16 protein-coding genes and 1 riboswitch are annotated in these 20,633 nt (G+C 74.2%); of the genes, 8 read left to right on the forward strand and 8 right to left on the reverse strand.

The window, feature by feature from the left end; genetic code table 11:
• Positions 1 to 147: 147 nt before the first annotated feature.
• Positions 148 to 1,095, reverse strand: a complete 948-nt coding sequence (locus ACZ3YL_RS30120; RefSeq protein ID WP_465660466.1) for a pseudouridine synthase — start codon at positions 1,093 to 1,095, stop codon at positions 148 to 150.
• Between the two features lie 383 nt (positions 1,096 to 1,478).
• Between ACZ3YL_RS30120 and ACZ3YL_RS30125 the strand changes: the two genes are divergently transcribed.
• From ACZ3YL_RS30125 to ACZ3YL_RS30135, 3 genes are all read left to right on the forward strand, one after another.
• Positions 1,479 to 2,567 carry a PP2C family protein-serine/threonine phosphatase gene (locus ACZ3YL_RS30125; protein ID WP_465660467.1) on the forward strand — a complete coding sequence of 363 codons (1,089 nt, stop codon included), beginning with the start codon at positions 1,479 to 1,481 and terminating at the stop codon, positions 2,565 to 2,567.
• Positions 2,568 to 2,793: 226 nt separating this feature from the next.
• The gene (locus ACZ3YL_RS30130) at positions 2,794 to 3,180 is read left to right on the forward strand and encodes a DUF3224 domain-containing protein (protein WP_188305517.1); all 387 of its coding nucleotides are present in this window, start codon (positions 2,794 to 2,796) and stop codon (positions 3,178 to 3,180) included.
• 533 nt (positions 3,181 to 3,713) lie between these two features.
• Positions 3,714 to 4,652, forward strand: coding sequence for a DUF5995 family protein (locus ACZ3YL_RS30135; protein ID WP_317621121.1), 939 nt, complete (start codon positions 3,714 to 3,716; stop codon positions 4,650 to 4,652).
• Here the strand turns inward: ACZ3YL_RS30135 and ACZ3YL_RS30140 are convergent, their stop codons facing one another.
• Complete coding sequence (locus ACZ3YL_RS30140) at positions 4,653 to 6,092, reverse strand: GuaB1 family IMP dehydrogenase-related protein (RefSeq protein ID WP_188305518.1); 1,440 nt, start codon at positions 6,090 to 6,092, stop codon at positions 4,653 to 4,655.
• Positions 6,093 to 6,387: 295 nt separating this feature from the next.
• On the opposite strand from ACZ3YL_RS30140, the gene ACZ3YL_RS30145 reads away from it, so the two are divergent.
• Together ACZ3YL_RS30145 and ACZ3YL_RS30150 are read left to right on the forward strand one after the other, a co-directional pair.
• Entirely contained in the window at positions 6,388 to 7,881 is a 1,494-nt protein-coding gene (locus tag ACZ3YL_RS30145; protein WP_411292972.1) for an SDR family NAD(P)-dependent oxidoreductase, read from the forward strand.
• Between the two features lie 51 nt (positions 7,882 to 7,932).
• Positions 7,933 to 8,385 carry a nucleotide triphosphate diphosphatase NUDT15 gene (locus ACZ3YL_RS30150; RefSeq protein ID WP_465660468.1) on the forward strand — a complete coding sequence of 151 codons (453 nt, stop codon included), beginning with the start codon at positions 7,933 to 7,935 and terminating at the stop codon, positions 8,383 to 8,385.
• A 54-nt stretch (positions 8,386 to 8,439) separates the two neighbouring features.
• Here ACZ3YL_RS30150 and ACZ3YL_RS30155 read toward each other — a convergent pair whose 3' ends face one another.
• The 3 genes from ACZ3YL_RS30155 to ACZ3YL_RS30165 are packed head-to-tail and all read right to left on the reverse strand — an operon-like array spanning position 8,440 to position 11,881.
• A complete protein-coding gene (locus tag ACZ3YL_RS30155; RefSeq protein ID WP_465660469.1) occupies positions 8,440 to 10,677 on the reverse strand; it encodes an FtsX-like permease family protein in 2,238 nt (745 codons plus the stop codon).
• A complete protein-coding gene (locus tag ACZ3YL_RS30160; RefSeq protein ID WP_188305521.1) occupies positions 10,674 to 11,360 on the reverse strand; it encodes an ABC transporter ATP-binding protein in 687 nt (228 codons plus the stop codon). The genes ACZ3YL_RS30155 and ACZ3YL_RS30160 overlap by 4 nt, the downstream gene beginning before the upstream one ends.
• Positions 11,357 to 11,881 carry a PadR family transcriptional regulator gene (locus ACZ3YL_RS30165; RefSeq protein ID WP_188305522.1) on the reverse strand — a complete coding sequence of 175 codons (525 nt, stop codon included), beginning with the start codon at positions 11,879 to 11,881 and terminating at the stop codon, positions 11,357 to 11,359. Before ACZ3YL_RS30165 ends, ACZ3YL_RS30160 begins: the two co-directional genes overlap by 4 nt.
• A 438-nt stretch (positions 11,882 to 12,319) precedes the next feature.
• Here ACZ3YL_RS30165 and ACZ3YL_RS30170 point away from each other — a divergent pair, with 438 nt between their 5' ends.
• Positions 12,320 to 12,976 carry an Rv1733c family protein gene (locus tag ACZ3YL_RS30170; RefSeq protein WP_188305523.1) on the forward strand — a complete coding sequence of 219 codons (657 nt, stop codon included), beginning with the start codon at positions 12,320 to 12,322 and terminating at the stop codon, positions 12,974 to 12,976.
• Positions 12,977 to 13,032: 56 nt separating this feature from the next.
• Here the strand turns inward: ACZ3YL_RS30170 and ACZ3YL_RS30175 are convergent, their stop codons facing one another.
• From ACZ3YL_RS30175 to ACZ3YL_RS30185, 3 genes are all read right to left on the reverse strand, one after another.
• On the reverse strand, positions 13,033 to 13,710 hold the full coding sequence (locus ACZ3YL_RS30175; protein WP_465660470.1) for a YoaK family protein: 678 nt from the start codon (positions 13,708 to 13,710) through the stop codon (positions 13,033 to 13,035).
• Between the two features lie 57 nt (positions 13,711 to 13,767).
• On the reverse strand, positions 13,768 to 14,502 hold the full coding sequence (locus ACZ3YL_RS30180) for an MgtC/SapB family protein (protein ID WP_188305525.1): 735 nt from the start codon (positions 14,500 to 14,502) through the stop codon (positions 13,768 to 13,770).
• Positions 14,503 to 14,606: 104 nt separating this feature from the next.
• On the reverse strand, positions 14,607 to 16,262 hold the full coding sequence (locus ACZ3YL_RS30185) for an NRAMP family divalent metal transporter (RefSeq protein WP_465660500.1): 1,656 nt from the start codon (positions 16,260 to 16,262) through the stop codon (positions 14,607 to 14,609).
• Between the two features lie 369 nt (positions 16,263 to 16,631).
• A riboswitch (M-box (ykoK) riboswitch) is annotated at positions 16,632 to 16,808 on the reverse strand.
• A 168-nt stretch (positions 16,809 to 16,976) separates the two neighbouring features.
• Between ACZ3YL_RS30185 and ACZ3YL_RS30190 the strand changes: the two genes are divergently transcribed.
• Both ACZ3YL_RS30190 and ACZ3YL_RS30195 read left to right on the forward strand, forming a co-directional pair.
• Positions 16,977 to 17,732, forward strand: a complete 756-nt coding sequence (locus ACZ3YL_RS30190; protein WP_317621123.1) for an ABC transporter ATP-binding protein — start codon at positions 16,977 to 16,979, stop codon at positions 17,730 to 17,732.
• On the forward strand, positions 17,729 to 20,470 hold the full coding sequence (locus ACZ3YL_RS30195) for an FtsX-like permease family protein (RefSeq protein WP_465660471.1): 2,742 nt from the start codon (positions 17,729 to 17,731) through the stop codon (positions 20,468 to 20,470). The genes ACZ3YL_RS30190 and ACZ3YL_RS30195 overlap by 4 nt, the downstream gene beginning before the upstream one ends.
• Positions 20,471 to 20,633: the final 163 nt, after the last annotated feature.

Raw genomic sequence — 20,633 nt, forward strand, 5'->3', positions numbered from 1 at the left:
TAGGACCAGGCCGGACCAGGCCGGACCGGGTTCCCGCCCGGCCCGGCGGGAGTCGGCCGGCGGGAACTGGCCCGGCGGGAGGCGGCCCGGCGGCGAGGGGCGCGGCGGGAGGCGACGGGCGCGGCGGGAGGCGGCCCGGGACCCAGGTCAGGCCCCGGACTCCCAGCCGGCCGGGTCGCTCCAGGCGGCGAGCGCGCGGCGGCTCTCGAAGCGGCGCTCCCGGCCGGTCAGCGGGTCGGTGAACCCGATCGCCGAGGCGAGCAGTTGCAGCGGCCGGCGGAAGTCGTCCGGGGCCGGTTCGGGCAGGACCACCGGGTACACCGGGTCGCCGAGGATCGGCAGCCCGAGGCCGCTCATGTGCAGCCGCAGCTGATGGGTGCGCCCGCTGAGCGGCCGCAGCCGGTAGCGGGCGAGGCCGTCCCGGTGCTCCAGCAGGTCGATCCGGCTCTCGCTGTTCGGCGGCGCGTCCAGCTCCCGGGCGGCGATCACCCCGCGTTCCTTGACGATGTGGCTGCGCACCGTGCGCGGCAGGCTCAGCTCCGGGTCGTACGGGGCGACCGCCCGGTACTCCTTGCGGACCTGGCGGTCCCGGAACAGCGTCTGGTAGGCACCGCGCTCCTCGGGCCGGACCACGAACATGGCCAGGCCCGCGGTGAGCCGGTCGAGCCGGTGCGCGGGGCTGAGCGCGGGCAGGTCGAGGTCGTGCCGCAGCCGGGAGAGCGCCGTCTCCACGACGTGCCGGCCGCGCGGGGTGGTGGCCAGGAAGTGCGGCTTGTCGACGACCACCAGGTGCTCGTCGCGGTGCAGCACCACCAGTTCGAACGGGACCGGCACCTCCGCCGGGTGGTCCCGGTGGAACCACAGGTGCGCGCCGGGGCGAAACGGTTCGTCGAAGGCGATCGGGCCCTGCTCGCCGACGATCTCGCCGTCGCGCAGCGCCGCCTCGATCCGCGCCGCGGCCACCACGGGCAGCCGCTCGACCAGGTGGTCCCGCACCGTCGGCCAGTCGCCCTCCGGCGGCAGCCGCAGGTGCACCGGGTCCACGCCGCGGCGCTGCGGGAGGGGGGAGGTCGGGCGGTGGCTCTTGCGTCTCATCTCCCGGCCCAGCCTACGGCCTGCCTTCACACCCCCGTCGTCCGCCCGGAGAGCGGGCAGGGCGGCGTCGGGGGCGTGCATCGCCCGGCGGAGGTGGAGGCACCTCCCGGCCGGAGGCCGGGGGCGGAGTCCATGCGGTGGGGCGCCTCCCGGCCGCCGGGCCGGGGGCCGTCGGCGACCGACGACAACGCGGCGAGGTGCGTGCACTGAGGGGACCTCCCGGCCGGAGGCTGGGGGAGCGTCGCCCCGCGGCGTGAGTTCGAAGGCAGGCGCCGGTGCGCGGCCCCGGCGGGCCCGCGCCGAGGTGCTGACCCGGGGCGGGGCGGGGAAAGTGGGTCGAAGGCCTTCGGGCCCGGAGCACTTCGACCCCTGGAGGAGTTCGCGTGAGAGCCGACGGCCCGGACGGGCTTCCGCCGCTGCACCTGCCACGGCGGACCCGGCTGCTGCTGTACGGCGCTCTCGTGCTGCTGGTCGCCGCCGTGGTGTCCGCCCTGGCGATCGGCCCGGGGGCGACCCTGTCGCCGCTGCTCGCGGTGGCCCCGGTGCTCGCCGGGGCCACCACCCGCAAGGCCCGGGTGCCGCTGCTGGTCGGCGCGGCGGCGCTGCTGGCGGTCGGTGTGCTGGAGTCGACGAACACCGTGCTGCCGCTCTCGGTGCGGATCAGCGTGCCGGTCACCGTGCTGGCCGCGACCCTGGCCAGCGCGGCCAGCGTGGTGCTGGTGGCGGCCCGGGAGCGGGAGCTGTACCAGGTCCGGACGGTGGCGGAGGCGGCCCAGCGGGCCCTGCTGCGACCGCCCGCCGAGCGGATCGGGCCGCTGCGCCTGGCCGTGCGGTACGTCGCGGCGGCCGCCGAGGCGCGGATCGGCGGGGACCTGTACGCCGTGGTGGAGACCCGCTTCGGGGTGCGGATCCTGCTGGGGGACGTGCAGGGGCACGGGCTTCCGGCCGTGGAGACGGCGGCGGACGTCCTGGGGGTGTTCCGGGAGGCGGCGCGGACCGAGCCCGATCCCGGGCGGCTGGCGGAGCGGCTGGACGCGGCGCTCACGGCCCGGCCCGGCGACGGGCGCTTCGCCACCGCGCTGCTGCTGGACGTCCCGGCCGGGCGGGAGCCGGTGCGGGTGGTGAACTGCGGCCATCCGCCCCCGCTGCTGCGCCGCGCGGGTGGGGTGGGCGAGCTGGCGCCGGCCGTGCCGGCGCCGCCGCTGGGTCTGCGTGAGCTGACCGGGCAGGACTACTCGGCGAGCCGCTTCGACCCGAGCCCGGGAGACCTGCTGCTGCTCCACACCGACGGCGTGTCCGAGGCCCGGGACCCCGACGGCCGGTTCTACCCGCTGGCGGAGCGGCTGCCCGGACTGCACGGCAGCAGCCCGGCGGACCTGCTGGACGCCGTGCTGGCGGACGTCCGGGGCTGGGTCGGGGACCCGGGGCTGGCCGACGACGCGGCGCTGCTGGCGCTGCGCTGGGACCACTGAGGAGGCTGTTGAGGGGGCGCTCCAGGGGGTCGTGGAAGCGGCCGTAGAGGGGCCGCCGAGGAGACCGCTGCGGCGCGCGGTCCGCTCCTTCGGATCCGGCCGGGAGCGCGGGCGCGATTGTCACTGGCGTGTGCGAGGCTCCCCACACGGTCGATCAGACATCGGCCGGGCGTGTCGGCCGGGCGTTCGGCTCGAGCGCCGGCGGGACCGACGAGGGGAGCGTGCCATGGCGGAGGCGAGCGGGTCGTTCGTGGTGACGGCGTTCGAGCCGGTGGAGACGGAGCAGCAGGAGGGCTCCGTCCTCGGCCGGGCGCGGATCGCCAAGACCTTCACCGGCGGGCTGAGCGGGCGCGGCGAGGTGCGGATGCTGTCCGTCGGCGACGCGGCGGGCGGGCCGGCCTCCTACGTCGCGGTGGAGCACGTGACGGGCGAACTGGACGGGCGCGCGGGCTCGTTCGTGCTCCAGCACGCCGCCTGGGACACCACCGGGGTGACGATACGCGTGGTGCCGGGCACCGGGTCGGGCGAACTGGCCGGGATCACCGGCGAGTTCCGGCTGGCCGTCGACGAGTCCGGCACCCACACCTACGTGCTGGCGTACGAGCTGGGCTGACGCCCGCCGCTCCCACCGGTACGCGGGCCTGGCCCGGCGGCCGGGGTCGGAGCGAGGCCGGCCGGGTGGTAGCCGGCGACGGCCAGGCACGGTTCGGAGGCGCCGCCCTCGATGCCACCGCCGTGCGGCGCGATGACGGTAATCCGGATGCCGTACGGCCCTGCGGGCTCTGGTCGTCGATCAGGTGGCGGCGGCGGTGGCGGCGGCCGTAGGCCACGCCCTCGGTCAGGGCCGGGTCGGCGTGGAGCGCCGTGGTGGAGGGGTAGCTGTCGCGGCGCTCGCGGGGGTGCCGAGGGCCGGGGCCGCGGCGAAGGCGGCGATCAGGGTACGACGGTTGATCATGATCGGGATCATGGCAGGAGGTGCGGGAAGGTAAAGGAACGCCAGAGTCACGGCCAAGTCCGCGCCGGATGCGACGGGGTCGGCCTGATCGTGTGACACCGGCCCGACGGGCGCGCGCCGTGAGCACCGGGCAGCCCTCCACACTGCCACGATGATGCGATCAGTGCACGATCGGCATCGGAGGGTGGCGCATGCCCGGAACAGCAACTGCCCCTACGGTTGCGGCCCGTACGCCGGCGACGGTCGAGGAGGTGGTCGGCCGACTGCGGGAGATCGCGACGGCCCTTCCCCTGGCCGACGGGGTGGCGGTCTTCAACCGGCTCTACCTCACCGTCACCGAGGCGGTCCGCGACCGGCTCGCGGACGGGTACTTCGCCGACCCGTCGGCGATGGCCGAGCTGGACGCGGTGTTCGCCGGGCGGTACCTGCTGGCCGTGGACAGCGACGCCGCGGGGCAGGAGCCGCCCGCCTGCTGGCGGCCGCTGTTCGCGCTGCGCGCCCACCCGGGCGTGCACCCGTTGCAGTTCGCGCTGGCCGGGATGAACGCCCACATCCAGCACGACCTGCCGCTGGCGGTGGTGGACCTCTGCCGTCGCCGGGGCTGCGTGCCCGCCGAGGTCGAGAGGGACTACCACCGGATCAACGGGGTGCTGGCCGAGGTCGAGGCGGTCGCCCGGGAGCAGCTGCTGCCCGGGGCCGAGCTGCCGGAGTGCGCGGGGCCGCTCACTCACGCCGGGCCGCTCGCTCACGCCGGGTCACCCGCCCACGCCGGCCCGCTCACCCACCTGCTCGGCACCTGGTCGGTCGAGGCCGCCCGGGAGGGGGCCTGGTCCGCCGTCCAGGCGCTCTGGGAGCTGCGCGCGCTCCCGTCCGCCGCCCGGGCCTTCGGCGCGGCGCTGGACGGCTCGGTCGGGCTGCTCGGCCACGCCCTGCTGCTCCCGCTGGTGCCGTACGAGGGCCACCACAGCGGCTGCGGTGGGAACCACGGTGGCTGCGGCGGGACCCACGGCGCCGCCCCGCGAACCGCCCCCGTCACCGCCCCCGCCACGGCTCCCGACACGGCCGCGGCCGCCCGGCCCCCCGCGACGGGGAACCGGACGGCCGACGGCACGAGCCGGAACAGGACCTGATCAGGCCCAGCTGGAGTGCAGCGGCTTGCCCTCGGCGTAGCCGGCCGCGCTCTGGATGCCCACGATCGCCTTCTCGTGGAACTCCTCCAGGGTGTTGGCGCCCGCGTAGGTGCAGGAGCTGCGCACGCCGGCCACGATCGAGTCGATCAGGTCCTCGACGCCCGGGCGGGCCGGGTCGAGGAACATCCGGGAGTGCGAGATGCCCTCCTCGAACAGCGCCTTGCGGGCCCGGTCGTAGGAGGAGTCCTGGGCGGTGCGGTTGCTCACGGCCCGGGCCGAGGCCATGCCGAAGCTCTCCTTGTACTGGCGGCCGTCGGCAGCGGTCTGGAGGTCGCCCGGGGACTCGTAGGTGCCGGCGAACCAGGAGCCGATCATCACGTTGGAGGCGCCGGCGGCCAGCGCCATGGCGACGTCGCGCGGGTGGCGCACGCCGCCGTCGGCCCAGACGTGCTTGCCGAGCCGGCGGGCCTCGGCGGCGCACTCCAGGACGGCGGAGAACTGGGGGCGGCCGACGCCGGTCATCATCCGGGTGGTGCACATGGCGCCGGGGCCGACGCCGACCTTGAGGATGTCCGCGCCCGCCTCGACCAGGTCGCGCACGCCGGCGGCGGAGACCACGTTGCCGGCCACGATCGGGATCCGCGGGTCCAGGCCGCGCACCGCGCGCAGCGCGCTGATCATGCTCTCCTGGTGGCCGTGCGCGGTGTCGACGACGAGCACGTCGGCGCCGGCCTTGATCAGCGCCTCGGCCTTGCCCGCGACGTCGCCGTTGATGCCGACGGTGGCGGCGATCCGCAGCTTGCCGTCGGCGTCCACGGCCGGGGTGTACAGGGTGGCGCGCAGCGCGTTCTTGCGGGTGAGCAGGCCGACGAGCCTGCCCTCGCGGTCGACGACCGGGGCGAGCTTGCGGTGGGCCTCGGTGAGCTTGTCGAAGGCGGTGCGCGGGTCGGTGCCCTCGTCCAGCAGCAGCAGGTCGCGGGACATGACGTCGGCGAGGCTGGTGAAGCGGTCCACGCTCTGGCAGTCGGACTCGGTGACGACGCCGACGGGCTTGCCGTCCTCGACCACCACGAGGGCGCCGTGGGCGCGCTTGGGCAGCAGCGAGAGGGCCTCGGCGACGGTGGCGCCGGGGTCCAGGGTGATCGCGGTGTCGACCACCAGGTGGCGCTGCTTGACCCAGGAGATGACGTCGGTGATGACCTCGGTGGGGATGTCCTGGGGGATGGCGACCAGGCCGCCGCGGCGGGCGACGGTCTCGGCCATCCGGCGGCCGGCGATGGCGGTCATGTTGGCGACGACCAGCGGGATGGTGGTGCCGGTGCCGTCGTTCGAGGAGAGGTCGACACCCTGCCGGGAGCCCACGGCGGAACGGCTGGGGACCATGAAGACGTCGTCGTACGTCAGGTCGTACGAGGGCTTGAGGTCGTTCAGGAAACGCATGAATGGGCTCTCTGGCTGGGAGAAATTACACCTCGGGTGCGGTTGCGGCGATGCCGCCGGGGCGCACTCGGGCGCCCGGCACCCAGCATTCGATTCTCCGTGAGAGCCGAGGCAAATGCCAGTTCGAGCGGCTTTGCTGGGCGTGTGCACAAACCATGATCAATGCTCCGCGCGTAGACATAGACGATCCTCCAAGGGCTGCCCTCAGCTCCGGCTTTCGCTACGGCCGGGGCCACTCCCGTAGCATTCACGCGGTAACGGCGAGGCGAGTGGGAAAGCGGCAGCGGGCGTGAGCATCGAGCAGACGGACATCGGGCAGGACCAGGGCGAGGAGGAGATCGACTACGGTCCGGGTCTCGACCCCGAGCGGCTGAGGCTCTGCCTGGAGGTGCTCGCCGAGTTGGACGAGCTGCACGTCGACCACCCGGACGCGATCACCGTCCGCCAGGCCGTCGGCGGCATATTCCGGACCCTCAAGCAGCGTCGCCGCCAGGAGACCCGGGCCCGCAAGACGGCCAACGACCGCGAGGTCACCGCCCGCACGGCCACCGGCGCCCCGACCCGGATCGACGACGAGACGGCCGGCGCCTTCGGCCTGACCACCGTCACCACCACCGAGATCGCCGGGATCCTGGAGCGGCCGCGCTCCTGCTACACCTGCAAGACCCGGTACATCGAGGTCGACGCCTTCTACCACAACCTGTGCCAGAAGTGCGCCGTCCTGAACCGGTCCCGCCGGGACGCCCGGGCCGACCTCACCGGCAAGCGCGCGCTGCTGACCGGCGGCCGGGCCAAGATCGGGATGTACATCGCGCTGATGCTGCTGCGCGACGGCGCCCACACCACCATCACCACCCGCTTCCCCAACGACGCGATCCGCCGCTTCACCGCGATGCCGGACAGCGCCCAGTGGATCCACCGCCTCAAGATCATCGGCATCGACCTGCGCGACCCGGCCCAGGTGATGGCCCTCGCGGACGAGGTCGCCGCCGACGGCCCGCTGGACATCCTGATCAACAACGCCGCGCAGACCGTCCGCCGCCCGGCGGAGTCCTACCGCGAGCTGGTCAACGCCGAGTCCGCCCCGCTGCCGGCCGGCGAACTGCCCCAGGCCACCACCATCGGCCGGTTCAACAGCGGCAGCGTCGACCTGCCCGCCCTCCCCCACCAGGCGAGCGACAGCGGGCAGCGGCTCGCCGCCGAGGACGTCACCTCGCTCGCCCTGGTCACCGGCTCGGCCACCCCGGCCCGGATCGAGGCCGGCACCGCGATCGACGCCGGCGGCCTGGTGCCCGACCTCGCGCCCACCAACAGCTGGGTGCAGACCGTCAGCGAGGTCGGCCCGGTGGAGCTGCTGGAGGTCCAGCTCTGCAACTCCACCGCGCCGTTCATCCTGATCAGCCGACTGCGCCCGGCGATGGCCGCGTCCGCCTCCCGCCGCAAGTACGTGGTCAACGTCTCCGCCATGGAGGGCGTGTTCCAGCGCGGCTACAAGGGCGCCGGCCACCCGCACACCAACATGGCCAAGGCCGCGCTGAACATGCTCACCCGCACCAGCGCGCAGGAGATGTTCGAGTCCGACGGCATCCTGATGACCGCCGTCGACACCGGCTGGATCACCGACGAGCGGCCGCACCCGGACAAGATGCGGCTCGCCGACGAGGGCTTCCACGCCCCGCTCGACCTGGTCGACGGCGCGGCCCGGGTGTACGACCCGATCGTGCGCGGCGAGGCCGGCGAGGACCTCTTCGGCTGCTTCCTCAAGGACTACGAGCGCGCCAACTGGTAAGCGGCGAACAGCAGTCGGCCACGGCCACACCAGCCCGAAGGAGAACCCGAGTTGACCACCGCACCGCTGCTCGGCGCCGGGATCGTCGTGCCCACCGGGGACGGCCGGGTGCTGCTCGGCCGCCGCATCACGGCCGGCGAGCCGCCGACCTGGAGCCTGCCCGGCGGCAAGGTCGACCCGGGTGAGTCCTTCGAGCGGACCGCGGCCCGCGAACTCGCCGAGGAGACCGGGATCGTGCTGCCGGCCGAGCGGATGCGGGTGCTCGCCCTGCACCTGGACCACGAGCTCGGCCGGCCCCGGCTGACCGCCGCCGTGCTGGCACCGCCGAGCCTGGCCGAGGCGCTGGTCACCGAGCCGCACGCCTGCGCCGGCTGGGAGCGCTTCCCGGTGGACGCGCTGCCGGAGCCGATGTTCTACCCGTCCGCGCTGGTGCTCGGCAGCTGGCTGCCCGGCCTGGCCGACGTCCGGCGGGCCGGGACACACGGCTACCCCGTCGCCCGCTGATCCGCTCACCCAACGGATCAACGAGCGGCGGGGCCGTCGACTCACGTACCGCGCTCAGCCGTTGCGGGCGGCCTCCGGTCCGGTGATCCGCCGCAGCAGCGGCAGGGTGGAGGCGATGATGCCGAGCGAGGCGGCCAGCCCGAAACCGGTCAGCCCGTAGTAGGTGAGGTCGGGCGAGACCAGGTCGTAGCCCATCTGCGACGTGAGGAACATCGCCGCCGCGGCGAAGCCCGTCCCGATCGCGAGCGCCGAGACCACCAGCAGCGGCAGCGCGCTCTCCAGTCCGACCACCCGGTGCAGCAGCCGCAGCGGTGCGCCCGTCAGCCGCAGCATCGCGAACGGCCGGCGGCGGTCGGAGAGTCCGGCCACCACGCTGACGGCGAGGCTGCACCCGGCGATCGGCAGGGTGGTCAGCAGCACCACGTTCGCCAGTTGTCGCCAGCTCTGGAGCTTCCGCTGCCCCTCGGAGGCCCAGTCCTCGGCCAGCCGCGGCTCGTAGGTCGGGAACTCCTTCGTGAACAGGGTCCGCAACTGCTCCTTGGCCGCCTCGGAGCCGTCGGTGGTCGCGTAGAGCATCCGTACCGGGAGCGTGGCCACCTCCGCCGGGGAGACCGACGCGGTGGGCCACTCGTGCTGGGAGGCGTCCAGCAGGTCGAGGAACTGGTACGGGTCGACCGCCGCGACGGCGGCGCCGGGGGCGCAGTGGCCGACCACCGGGATCCGGGCGAGTTCCGCGCAGCTCACCAGGTCGGGTACCAGCCGGCGCTCGCCCACCTGGTACGCGCCGACGCCGGCCGGGTTGTCGTGCACCAGGGCGATCCCCCGGAATCCGGGGACGGCCCGGGCCCGCGCCAGCACGCCGTCGGGCACCGAGGGCAGTGCGGCGGCGGCGTCCCGGTTGCCGAACGGGGTGGCCACGATCGCCTTGCGGACCTCGGGAGCGCCGTCCAGCGTGCTCTGGTTGGCGTTGATGGTGCTCATGATGCCCAGGGTGCCGGTGGTCACGAACAGCGCCAGCACCAGTCCGGCGACCGAGCGGAAGCCCGCCCGGGGGTCGTCCGCGAGGCGGCGCATGGCGATCAGCGAGGCCGGCCGGCTGGTCCGCCGGGCCACCGCCCGGGCGGTCGCCAGGGTGAGCCAGGGACCGGCGATCACCAGACCGAGCATCACCAGCACGAAGCCGCTCAGGTACCCCGCGGACTGCCCGTCGGTGGTCTTCGGGTGGTTGCCGACGAAGTAGCCGAGCTCGGCCAGCCCGGCCACCAGCGGCGCCAGCCGCCAGGGGCTCGGCGGCTTCGGGGTGACCCGGCGGGAGACCCCGAGCGGCGAGATGGTGACCCGGCGCAGCGCGAACCGGGCGGCGAGCGCGGCCGCCACCGGCACGCCCAGCCCCACCCCGGCCACCTGCGGCAGGGTCAGGCTGAGGTCACCGGCGAAGAACCGGTCACCGGTGAACGGCACGTCGGCCACCAGCGGCTTCAGCGCGACGTACAGACCGAAGCCGACGACCGTGCCGACCACCGCGGCCACGGTGGACTCCACCGCCGACATCACCGACACCTGGCCGGGCGTGGCACCGACCAGGCGCATCGCGGCGTAGCGCTGCTCCCGGGTGGCGGCGGACAGCCGGGTCGCGGTGCCGATGAAGATCAGCACCGGGAAGATCAGCGCGGCGGCCACCACGGTGAGCACCAGGACCAGGGCGTCCCCGTGCACGCCCGCGCCGTAGCAGTCGTACTCGCAGTTGTCGGGCAGCGCGGTGGCGATGCTGGTGACGGTGTGGGCTCTCGGCAGCGCCTTGACCTCCTCGGCGGTGCGGCCCACGACCACCGCGAGGGTGTCCGGGGAGGGCAGCGCGTCCTCGCCGAGGGTGCCGACCAGCCGGCCCGGGAAGCGGTCGGCCAGTTCGACGGCGGGGGTGTCGCGCAGCAGCTTCTCCAGCGCGGGCGAGGCGTAGTACTCGCCGGGCGCGGGCAGTCGGCTCAGCCCGGGTACGACGGGCGAGGTGGGCCCGGTCGGGGCGAGGTCGGCCCGGAAGACGCTCTTCCCCCGGTAGTAGCCCATGCGGGCGCCCCACCAGAGCGGCTCCGCCGAGGTGGCGCCCGCGGTCGCGTCCACGGCGCCGGTGTTCCTCCAGAGCTGCCGCGCGTTGGCGCGGTCGATCGCGTTGACGCTGGAGAGGGTCGACAGCAGCAGGCCGACCCCGATCGCGACCGCCGCCGCGATCATCAGCAGCCGGGCCACGGCCTCCCGGCCGCCGCTGACGGCCAGTCGGAGCGAGAAGGGGATCACGGGGCCACCGATCCGGCGGGGAGGGTACGGGCCCGGCCGTCGCGGACGATCGCCTCGCGGTCGGCGTAGGCGGCGACCCTCGGCTCGTGGGTGACCAGGATGACGGTGGTGCCCTGCTCCTTGGCCGAGCTGACCATCAGCTCCATCACCTGCTCGCCGGTCAGCGAGTCCAGCGCACCGGTCGGCTCGTCGGCGAACAGCACCTGCGGACGGGCCACCAACCCGCGGGCCAGCGCCACGCGTTGCGCCTGGCCGCCGGACAACTCGCCGGAGCGGCGCTGCTCCAGGCCCTCCAGGCCGAGTCGGGCGAACCAGGGGCGGGCCTGGGCCAGCGCGGCGCCCCGGCGGACGCCGTTCAGCAGCAGCGGCAGGGCCACGTTCTCCTCGGCCGTCAACTCCGGCACCAGCTGGCCGAACTGGAAGACGAAGCCGAACTTGTCGCGGCGCAGCGCGCTGCGCTGGGACTCGCTCATCCGGTCCAGGCGCTGCCCGTCGAACAGCACCTCGCCCGCGTCGGGCACCAGGATGCCTGCCAGGCAGTGCAGTAACGTCGACTTGCCCGAGCCGCTGGGGCCCATGACGGCGAGCACCTCGCCGGCCTGGACGGACAGGTTGGCCCCGCGCAGCGCGGGCGTCTCACCGAAGGCGAGCGCGACGTCCCGGGCCTCGATCACGGCGGTCATGCGCGCACCTCCGCGGCGAGTGCGTCGAGCCGGGCGACGGTCAGGTCGATCCAGCGCAGGTCGGCCTCCAGGTGGAACAGGCCGTGGTCGGCGAGCAGGGCGTCCACCAGGGGGCCGCTGCGGCGCAGTTCGGTGAGTTCGCGCATCCGGCGCAGGTGGGCGGAGCGCTGGGTGTCCAGGTACAGCTCCGCGTCGCGGCCCAGCAGCAGGGCCAGCACCACCTTGGTGAACAGGACGGACTGCAGGGTGGGTTCGGGCGCGACCGGCTCCTGGAGCCAGGTCTCGAACTCGGTCGCCCCGGTCTCGGTGATGACGTAGCGCTTGCGCTCGGGCCCGTCGCCGGGCTCGGCCTCACCGGCCATCACCTTGCCGTCGCGGGCCAGTCGGCCGAGGGTCGCGTAGACCTGGCCGTACGGAAGGGGCTTGCCCCGGCCGAAGAAGGAGTCGTAGTCGCGCTTGAGGTCGTAGCCGTGACTCGGCTCCCGCTCCAGCAGCCCGAGAAGGGTCAAAGGAACACTCATGGGCAGGACCATACACCAGGGATATACACCGAGTGTATAGCTGGCGAGAACACGCCGCTGACCTGGTGAAACGTCAACTCGCCGACAGGGGCGGGCAGGAGACGGCCACACGACCGCCCCCTGCTCCGCACCCCGGGCCGGCACCCCCACGGTCGCCGGCTCGGGGCCGCGCCCAGGCACGGAGGGCGCGGCCGGACTCCAGCCTGCCCGGCCCGGGCTCCGCTGCCGAGGGCCGAACGTCCCGGGTGGTCAGGACCGGTCGCCAGAAACGGTCGTCAGAAGCGGTGTGCGGGACCGGTGGGCGGGACCGGCGGGCGGGACCGGTGGTCAGCGCCGGCGGCACCGCAGGTGTGACCCACTCTTGTGCGAGGGGGGCGGTCGGGTGGAAATTGGGTGACGAAACCCCGTACGCGTCCGCGTCCTTGAGGAGGCCCCCGCGTGTCCAGCACACCCCGCCCGGCCCGGCCCGCGTCGCACCCGCGGCGAACCGGCCGTCAGCTGCGGCGGGCCTTCGGTGCCCGGCACGAACCGTTGGCCCGCCCCCTCGACCGCTCCCGCGCCCGCGCCTGGCTGCTCACCGTCGTCGGCGGACTGCTGGCCGCCGCCCTCTCCGCCGGCGGCGCGCTGCTGCTCTTCCGCGCCACCGCACCGCAGGCCGACACCGACCACGCGCGGCTGCACCAGGTCGACGCCGTGGTGACCGCCGGCGCCGATCACGGCAGTTCCTCCGGCAGCCGGTTCTCCGGCGGCTACGGCAGCCGGGTCGACGTCCGGGCCACCTGGAGCTACCCCGGCGACACCCCGCACGCCGGCACCGTCGAAGCCCCGCGCTCGGCCGTCGCCGGCACCGTCGTCCCGGTCTGGGTCGACCCCGCCGGCAACGCCACCGCTCCCCCGGTCAACCGCGCCGCCCTCGCCGTCTCCGCCGCCTGCACCGGCGCCGGCGCCCTGCTCACCCTGTCCGCCCTGCTCACCCTCGCCCTGCGGCTGCGCCTCCAGGCCCTCGACCGCCGGGCCGAGGCCGACTGGACCGCCGGCTGGGCCCGTCTGGAGCCGCTCTGGAGCGGCCGCGCCGGGCACCGCCGGGAGGAGTGACGCGCACGGCGAACGCACCAGGGCCAGGGCCGCGCCGCCGTCCCCCGTCCCCGGCCTCAGCGGCGTTCCGTCCAGGCCGGGGCCGGAACGGGCTTGGCGGCGTGGTGGGTGAGGGCCGCGACGGCGGCCACCAGCGCGAGGGCCACGGCCAGCGCGACCGGGACGGCGGTGTGGAGGACCAGCACGGCACCGAGGAGGGCGCCCGCGAACATCCAGACCGCCGAGGCGAGTCGGCGGGTCCCGGTGCGGTCGGCGGCGAGCGCGGTGAGGGTCATGGTGAGCACGGTGGTGGTGAGGTCGGGGACCTTCAGCGAGCGGACCACCGCGTTCTGGCCGCCCATGGCGAGGGCGAGCAGGCCGATCAGGGTGTAGCGGGCGGGATCGGAGCTGTGGCCGGCCGCCGCCGCCAGGACGGTGCTCACCGCGAGGAGCCCCGCCTGGGCGGCGACGGCGACGGTCAGCAGCCGGCCCCGGTGGCCGGGCAGGTGCCGGGCCAGGTGGCCGCCGGCCAGGGCGCCGAGCAGGAAGGCGGCGAGGGCGGCCAGCGAGGCGGTGGCGGACAGCCCGGGCGCGCCGGCCAGGGCGAAGCCGAGGAAGACGACGTTGCCGGTCATATTGGCGACGAAGACGTGCCCGAGCTCCAGGTAGCTGACCGCGTCCACCACGCCCGTGATCAGGGTCAGCACCAGCAGCATCGGCACCAGCGGCCCGTGCTCGGGGTCGGCTTTCAGCATCGGGCGGCCTCCGGAGGGTTCGTCTGACGGTCCTTCCGTTCTACTCCCCCGGTGGGCTCAGGCGAGCGCCGGGCTGCCCGGGTCGTCCGACTCGTCGTCCAGGTGCCAGTGCAGGTCCCGTACGCCCGGCTCCAGCGAGAGCCGGGTGACGACCTGCTCCAGCGCGGTGGCCACCTGGCCGGTGACCGCCACGGTGGCCCGCAGGCTGGTGGCGTCGCCCTGTTCGGTGCGACGGGCCCGCAGGCCGGTCGGGGCGAGGCCGGAGGCGCTCAGGGCCTGCAGCAGCAGGGCCCGGATGTGGGTCTCGGACTTGCGGTCGCACTCCAGGTGGATGGTCGCCCGGATGGTGGAGTCCGGGTCGCTGCCGGACCGCGGGGAGCGGTCGAGCAGTCGGCCGGCCGGGCGCAGCACCAGGTGGACGGCGAGCACGGCGAGGGTGCCGAGGGCGGCCAGTTCCAGCTTGCCGGAGGCGGCCAGCACTCCGACGGCGGCCGAACACCACAGTGTGGCGGCGGTGTTGAGGCCGCGTACGCCGGCGCCGTCGCGCAGGATCACGCCACCGCCGAGGAAGCCGATGCCGGAGACGACGTAGGAGGCGACCCGGGTGGGGCTGCCGGTGTCTCCGACCGCCTCGCTGTACAGGACGAACAGGGTGGCGCCGGCGGCGACCAGGGCGTTGGTGCGCAGGCCCGCCATCCGGGCCCGCCACTGGCGCTCGACGCCGATCAGCGCGCCGCAGGCGACGCCGGTGGCGAGCCGGACCAGGAACTCGACGGTGGTCAGGGTGTGCACGACGGCACCTCCTCCAGAGGTTCAGGGGGGGAACGCGGGCCAAAGGAACGGACGGGTGGCGAGCCGCTGCCCGCCACCCGTCCGTACGGGCTCCGCTCGGCGGCTCAGTGGTTCAGCGCGGTCTGGACGACCTTGATGATGACCATGACCATCGCGATCAGCAGGTAGGCGCGCAGGGCCCCCATGCCGGCCTTGCGGGCGGTGGACATGACCGGTCGGCCCAGGGTCTCCAGCGGGGGCATCCGCCAGTTCTCCCGGCCGGTGCGGTCGACGGGGTCCTCCTTGGTGCCCTGGCGGCCGGCGAGGAAGAAGTATCCGGCGACCAGCACCCCCAGCACGCCGCAGCCCGCCATGATCCACAGGATCGCGCCGGAGCTGATGTCCGGCCAGACCACCGAGGCGGTCAGGATCAGCGAGAGCATCACCAGCACGCCGACCACCGTCGAGGTGAAGGCGTTGGTCCTCGGCCCGTTGGCCCAGGGGCCGAGCACGGCCTTGTCGTTGCAGAGCAGCAGCAGGAAGACGGTGGCGGAGGGCAGCAGCACCCCGGCCAGCACCTGGACGAACTGGGTGATCAGCCCCTGGGTGTAGCCGTTGGAGAGCAGGGTGATCGTCGCCGCGACCGCCACCAGGCCGGCGTAGACGGCGTAGAAGCCCTTGGCGCCCTTGACGCCCCGGTGCAGCGAGTGCTTGATGCCGAAGACGTCGCCGATCGCGTAGGCCGTGGAGAGGGAGACCGCGAAGGCGCCGATGATCGAGGCGTCCAGCAGCGCGATGGCGAACAGCACGCCCGCCAGGTGGCCGGCCTTGGCCTCGATGCCCTTGGCGACGGCGGCCGTGTCGGAGAACTGGCCGAAGCCGTCGGTGCCGGCGAAGGCCGCCGCCGTGAGGCCGATCAGCGCGGCCGCGCCGATGATCACGATCGCGATGCCGATCCACAGGTCGACCTTCTCGTACTTCATGAAACGCGGGGTGATCCGCTTGTCGATGACGTACGACTGCTGGAAGAACAGCTGCCAGGGGGCGACGGTGGTGCCGACGATCGAGATGATGACCATCATGACGGCCGCGAGCTGGCCGGCGCCGCCGGGCATGCTCGGGGTCACGAAGTCGTGGGCCATCTGCGAGGTCTTGGGGTGGACCAGGAAGTAGACCGGGACCAGCAGCAACGAGCCGACGCACAGCGTGATGGCGACCCGCTCGAAGCGCTGGAAGGAGCCGGTGAAGGCCGAGGCGATGATGATCGCCGCCGCCAGCACCACCGAGGCGACCTTGGGCAGGCCCAGGTAGCCGGCGGCCATCGTGACGCCGATGAACTCGGTGACCAGGGTGAGGGCGTTGAGCAGGAACAGGTCGATGACGCTGAACGCGCCCCAGAACCTGCCGAACCGCTCCAGGATCAGCCGGGCGTGGCCCACGCCGGTGACGGCGCCCAGGCGCAGCACCATCTCCTGGTTGACGTACAGCACCGGGACGAGCAGCAGCAGCGTCCACAGCAGCTGGGTGCCGTAGTTCTGCCCGGCCTGGCCGTAGGTGGAGAAGGCGCCGGCGTCGTTGTCGCCGACCATCACGATCAGGCCGGGGCCGACGATCGCCAGCAGGGTCTTGAGACGGGCGGAGAGCCCGTGGCGGGGGGTGGTGTCGTCGAGCCGGATGGTGCCGAGCGCGCCCTTGATGTCGCCGACGTGGGCGTCGTCCAGGACGGCGGACCGGGCGGCGGCGGGAGCGGTGGGGACCGTGGAAACCTTCGGGTCCAGCATCACGTTGGTCATGGCGGGGCCTCCCTCCCCCCTACCTTGAGGGGGTGTCAGGGGGCACGCAGCAGCGATCCTCCCTGCGGGCGCACGACATTCGCTCCGTACGGCGACGCTGAGCGGCGGCGGCCGTGCGGGCATGACGATGCGTCAGGCGGCTTGCGTCGAGGCATGGTCGAGCGCACGACGAAGTGCCGGATGAACGCGCAGGGAAGGTGGTTACCGCGTGCCGGAGGTGTTCGAGAGCATGCGGGGGTAGGGGCTACTGTGGCCCGGACTATCGCAGTCCATGTCTCTCGCCTCCTCCCGGTCGGGGGCGCACCGTCTGTGCGCCGCATCACGACACGGCAAGGAGCACACCGGCCTTCGAGGACCGGTACACCCCAACTCGTCAGAGCTTTGGCACTCCACGGCGTGTCCAGCCGGATCGGCCGGAAGCCACTTGGGGTCAACCCTTAACTCGGGAAGACCTGTCCTGAACCTGGGCGTCTCTCGACGTCGTCGGGTCAGTGGCCTGTGTCCGTGAAGACGCCTCACCGAACGAGGTGCCTTTTCAAACCTCCCAAAGCATAGACCCGGCCCGGTTGCCCGGTGTCACCTTTTCGGCCGACCTTCGACAGCTTTGTAGAACCTTGACCAAACCCGTGACGGCTTGTGCATCTCCGCTCGGCATATATAGTTCACCGACATATGCAGCTGAACAGCTCACGAGGGGGAACTGTGTCCCACACCGATCCGAGCCGGCCCGCGCCCGTCCTGCAGTTGGCCGGGGTCTCCCGGGTGCACGGGCGCGGCAACGCCGAGGTCCACGCCCTGCGCGCGATCGACCTGACCGTCCACGCGGGCGAGTTCGTCGCCGTGATGGGGCCCTCCGGCTCCGGGAAGTCGACCCTGCTCACCCTGGCCGGAGGGCTGGACCTGCCCAGCGAGGGCCAGGTACTGGTCGAGGGCGTGACCCTCGGCGGCCTCAGCCGGGGCAAGCTCGCCGACCTGCGGCGGCGCTCCGTCGGGTACGTCTTCCAGGACTACAACCTGATCCCGGCGCTCACCGCCGCCGAGAACATCGCCCTGCCGCGCGAACTCGACGGCGTCTCCGGCCGCACCGCCCGCCGGGAGGCCCTGGCCGCCCTGGAGGAACTGGGCATCGGCGAACTCGCCGACCGCTTCCCCGACGACATGTCCGGCGGCCAGCAGCAGCGCGTCGCCATCGCCCGCGCCCTGATCGGCGAACGACGGCTCGTCCTCGCCGACGAACCCACCGGGGCGCTGGACTCCGCCACCGGCGACGCCGTGCTTGCCGTCCTGCGTGCCCGCTGCGACGCCGGCGCCGCCGCCATGATGGTCACCCACGAGGCCTCCCACGCCAGTTGGGCGGACCGGGTGGTCCACCTGCGGGACGGCGCGGTCGCCTCCGAGAGCACCGGACGCCGCTCCGGCGGCTGCCAGGCGGCCATCCACCGCGAGGTGGCGCGATGAAGCTCGGAGCATGGAAGGTCGCCCTGCGGATCGCCCGGCGCGACGCCCTGCGGGCCAAGGGGCGCAGCGCCCTGATCCTGGCGATGATCGCGCTGCCCGTCCTCGGCGTCACCGGCGCCGACGTGGTCCACCGCAGCGGCCGGCTGTCCCCGGCCGAACGGGTCGAGCGGGTGGTGGGCGGCGCGGACGCGCTGGTCACCGCGCTCAACCCGGGCCAGGCCGTCGAACAGGCCCCGGTCGCCGAGGACGGCGCCTTCGCCGTCCAGCCCCGCCCGGGGCAGCAGCCGACACCCGAACAGCTGAAGGCCGCGAGCACCGATCCGGCGACCCTGGTCAGCTCACTGCTGCCGCCCGGCAGCGCGCTCACCCCGGCCCGGCCGGGCCCGGAGACCGGCGCCACCTCGCCCGAGGGCCTGGTCCGCACCCTCACCACCGAGGCCGACCTGGGCGACCCGGTCTGGCGCGGCCGGCTCGACCTGGTCAAGGGCCGCACCCCCGGCGCGCCGCACGAACTGGCCGCCACCCAGGCCTTCCTGGACAACTCCGGACTCCCGCTCGGCGGCACCACCACCATCCAGGGGCTGGAGGGGACCACCTTCACCATCACCGGTGTGGTGGAACACCCGGACGAGCTCGGCCGGGTCGAACTCGTCGCCAGGCCGGGCGAGTTGATCGACCCGCTGGCCAACGCGACGGACCCCGCGCGCCCCGGCGCCGAACGGCCGCAGAACGGGCGCAGTGCCTGGCTGGTGCACCTCCCGGGCGGGGCCACCCTCGACTGGGCCACGGTCCAGAAGTTCAACGCCCACGGCTACACCCTCACCGCGCGCTCCGTCGCGCTCGACCCGCCGCCGTACGGGTCCGTCCCCTACTACCGGGACTCCATCACCTCCCACGACCTCGCCTGCGGCAACAGCACCAAGGTCGTGATCGCCACCGTGACCGGGATGGCGCTGCTGGAGGTCGCCCTGCTCGCCGGGCCCGCCTTCGCGGTCGGCGCCCGCCGCTCCCGCCGCCAGCTCGCCCTGCTCGGCGCCGCCGGCGGCCGGCGCACCCACATCGGCGCGGTGGTGCTCGGCGGCGCCGTGGTGCTCGGCCTGGCCGGAGCGGCGGTCGGGGTGGCCGTCGGCACCGCGCTGGTCGCCTGGCTGCGGCCGGTGATCGAGGAGGTCGGCGGCACGCGCTTCGGGCACTTCGCCCTGCCCCCGCTGGACCTGCTGGCGATCGCCGGGATCGGCCTGGTCACCGCGCTGCTCGCGGCCGCGCTGCCGGCCTGGCAGGCCGCCCGGCGCAGCGTCACCGCCGGCCTCACCGGTCGGGACACCGTCCGGGCGCCCAACCGCCTGGTCACCGTGCTCGGCGTGGTGCTGATCCTCGGCGGCGGCGCGATCGCGATGTACGGTGCGGGCGCGGTGCAGCGCGGCCGGGCGGTGGTGAGCACCTACGACCTCCGCACCCTCACCGTGCTGGGCGGCTCGGTCACCGCCGAACTCGGCCTGCTCGCCTGCACCCCGGTACTGATCGCCCTGTTCGGCCGGTTCGCCGGACGCCTCCCGCTCGGCCCCCGACTGGCCCTGCGGGACTCCGCCCGCAACCGCTCCCGCACCGCACCGGCCGTCGCAGCGGTGATGGCCGCCGTCGCCGGAGCCGTCGCCATCGGGGTGTACAGCACCAGCACCGACGCCGAGAACCAGCGCGACTACCGGCCGCAGGCCCCGTACGGCGCCGTCCAGCTGATCAGCTACAGCGACGGGCCGCAGAGCGCCCAGACCCCGGCCGAGGTGGAGAAGCAGCTGACCGGGCTCGGACCGCGCGCCGACGTCGGCCAGGTGGTCTACCGCTTCTGCGACAACTGCTCCAGCACCGTCCAGCTCAAGGGCACGCCGAACTGGCGCACGCTCAGCGCCCCGCCGCACCTGGCCACCGGTGATGCCCCCCTGCTGCACAACCTCTTCGACGTGCGGGACCAGACGGCCGAACAGGCCCTGGCCGCCGGGAAGCTGCTGGTCTTCGACCCGACGCTGATCGGCGCCGACGGCAAGGCCGTGCTGCAGCTGCGCGGAGGCGGCGGCGGCCCAGTGCAGCCGGGGCAGATCCCCAAGCCCGACCTCCAGGAGATCCCGGTGGACGCGGTGCTGGTCGACAACCCGGACGCCGCCCGCTACGCCCAGGGACTGATGCCGACCACCGCGCTGGCCAAGCTCGGCCTCTCCTCGGCGTCCCAGGGTGCGGTCTGGCGCCCGGCCACCCCGCCCGACCGCAAGGCCCAGCAGCGGGCCGCGGCCGCCGCCGCCCGGCTGAACCACTACGCCCAGCTGGACGTCGAACGCGGCTACCAGCCGAAGAGCGACGCCCTCACCCTGGCGCTCACCGGCTTCGCCGGACTGGTGGTGCTCGGCGCCGCCGGGATCGCCACCGGACTCGCCGCCGCCGACTCCCGGCAGGACCAGGCCACCCTGGCCGCCGTCGGCGCCCCGCCGCGGATCCGCCGGACCATGGCGGGCCTGCAGTGCGCGCTGATCGCCCTGCTCGGGGCGCTGCTCGGGGCGGCCAACGGCTTCGTCCCGGCGGTGGGACTGCTCAAGTCCCGGGCCAGCGGCTTCGGTTCGAAGCCGATGCTGCTCGCCGCACCCTGGGCGGAACTGCTGCTGGTGGTGCTGGTGCTGCCGGTGGTGGCAGGGCTGCTCGCGGCGCTGTTCACCCGCTCCAAGGTGCCGCTGGGGCGGCGGCTGTCCTGAGCCCTCCGCTCCGGTTCGAGCACGCCGAACACTCCACGGCCACCGACTGAGCACCACCCGAACACCGCCCGGGCAGCGCCCGGACTCCGTGGGCGCCCGTCCCTTCGACCAGGGGGCGGGCGCCCGGCGCTCGCCGTACGATGGGCCGCGTTCCAGCGGGCGA

The sequence above is a fragment of the Kitasatospora sp. NPDC023176 genome (assembly GCF_055560495.1).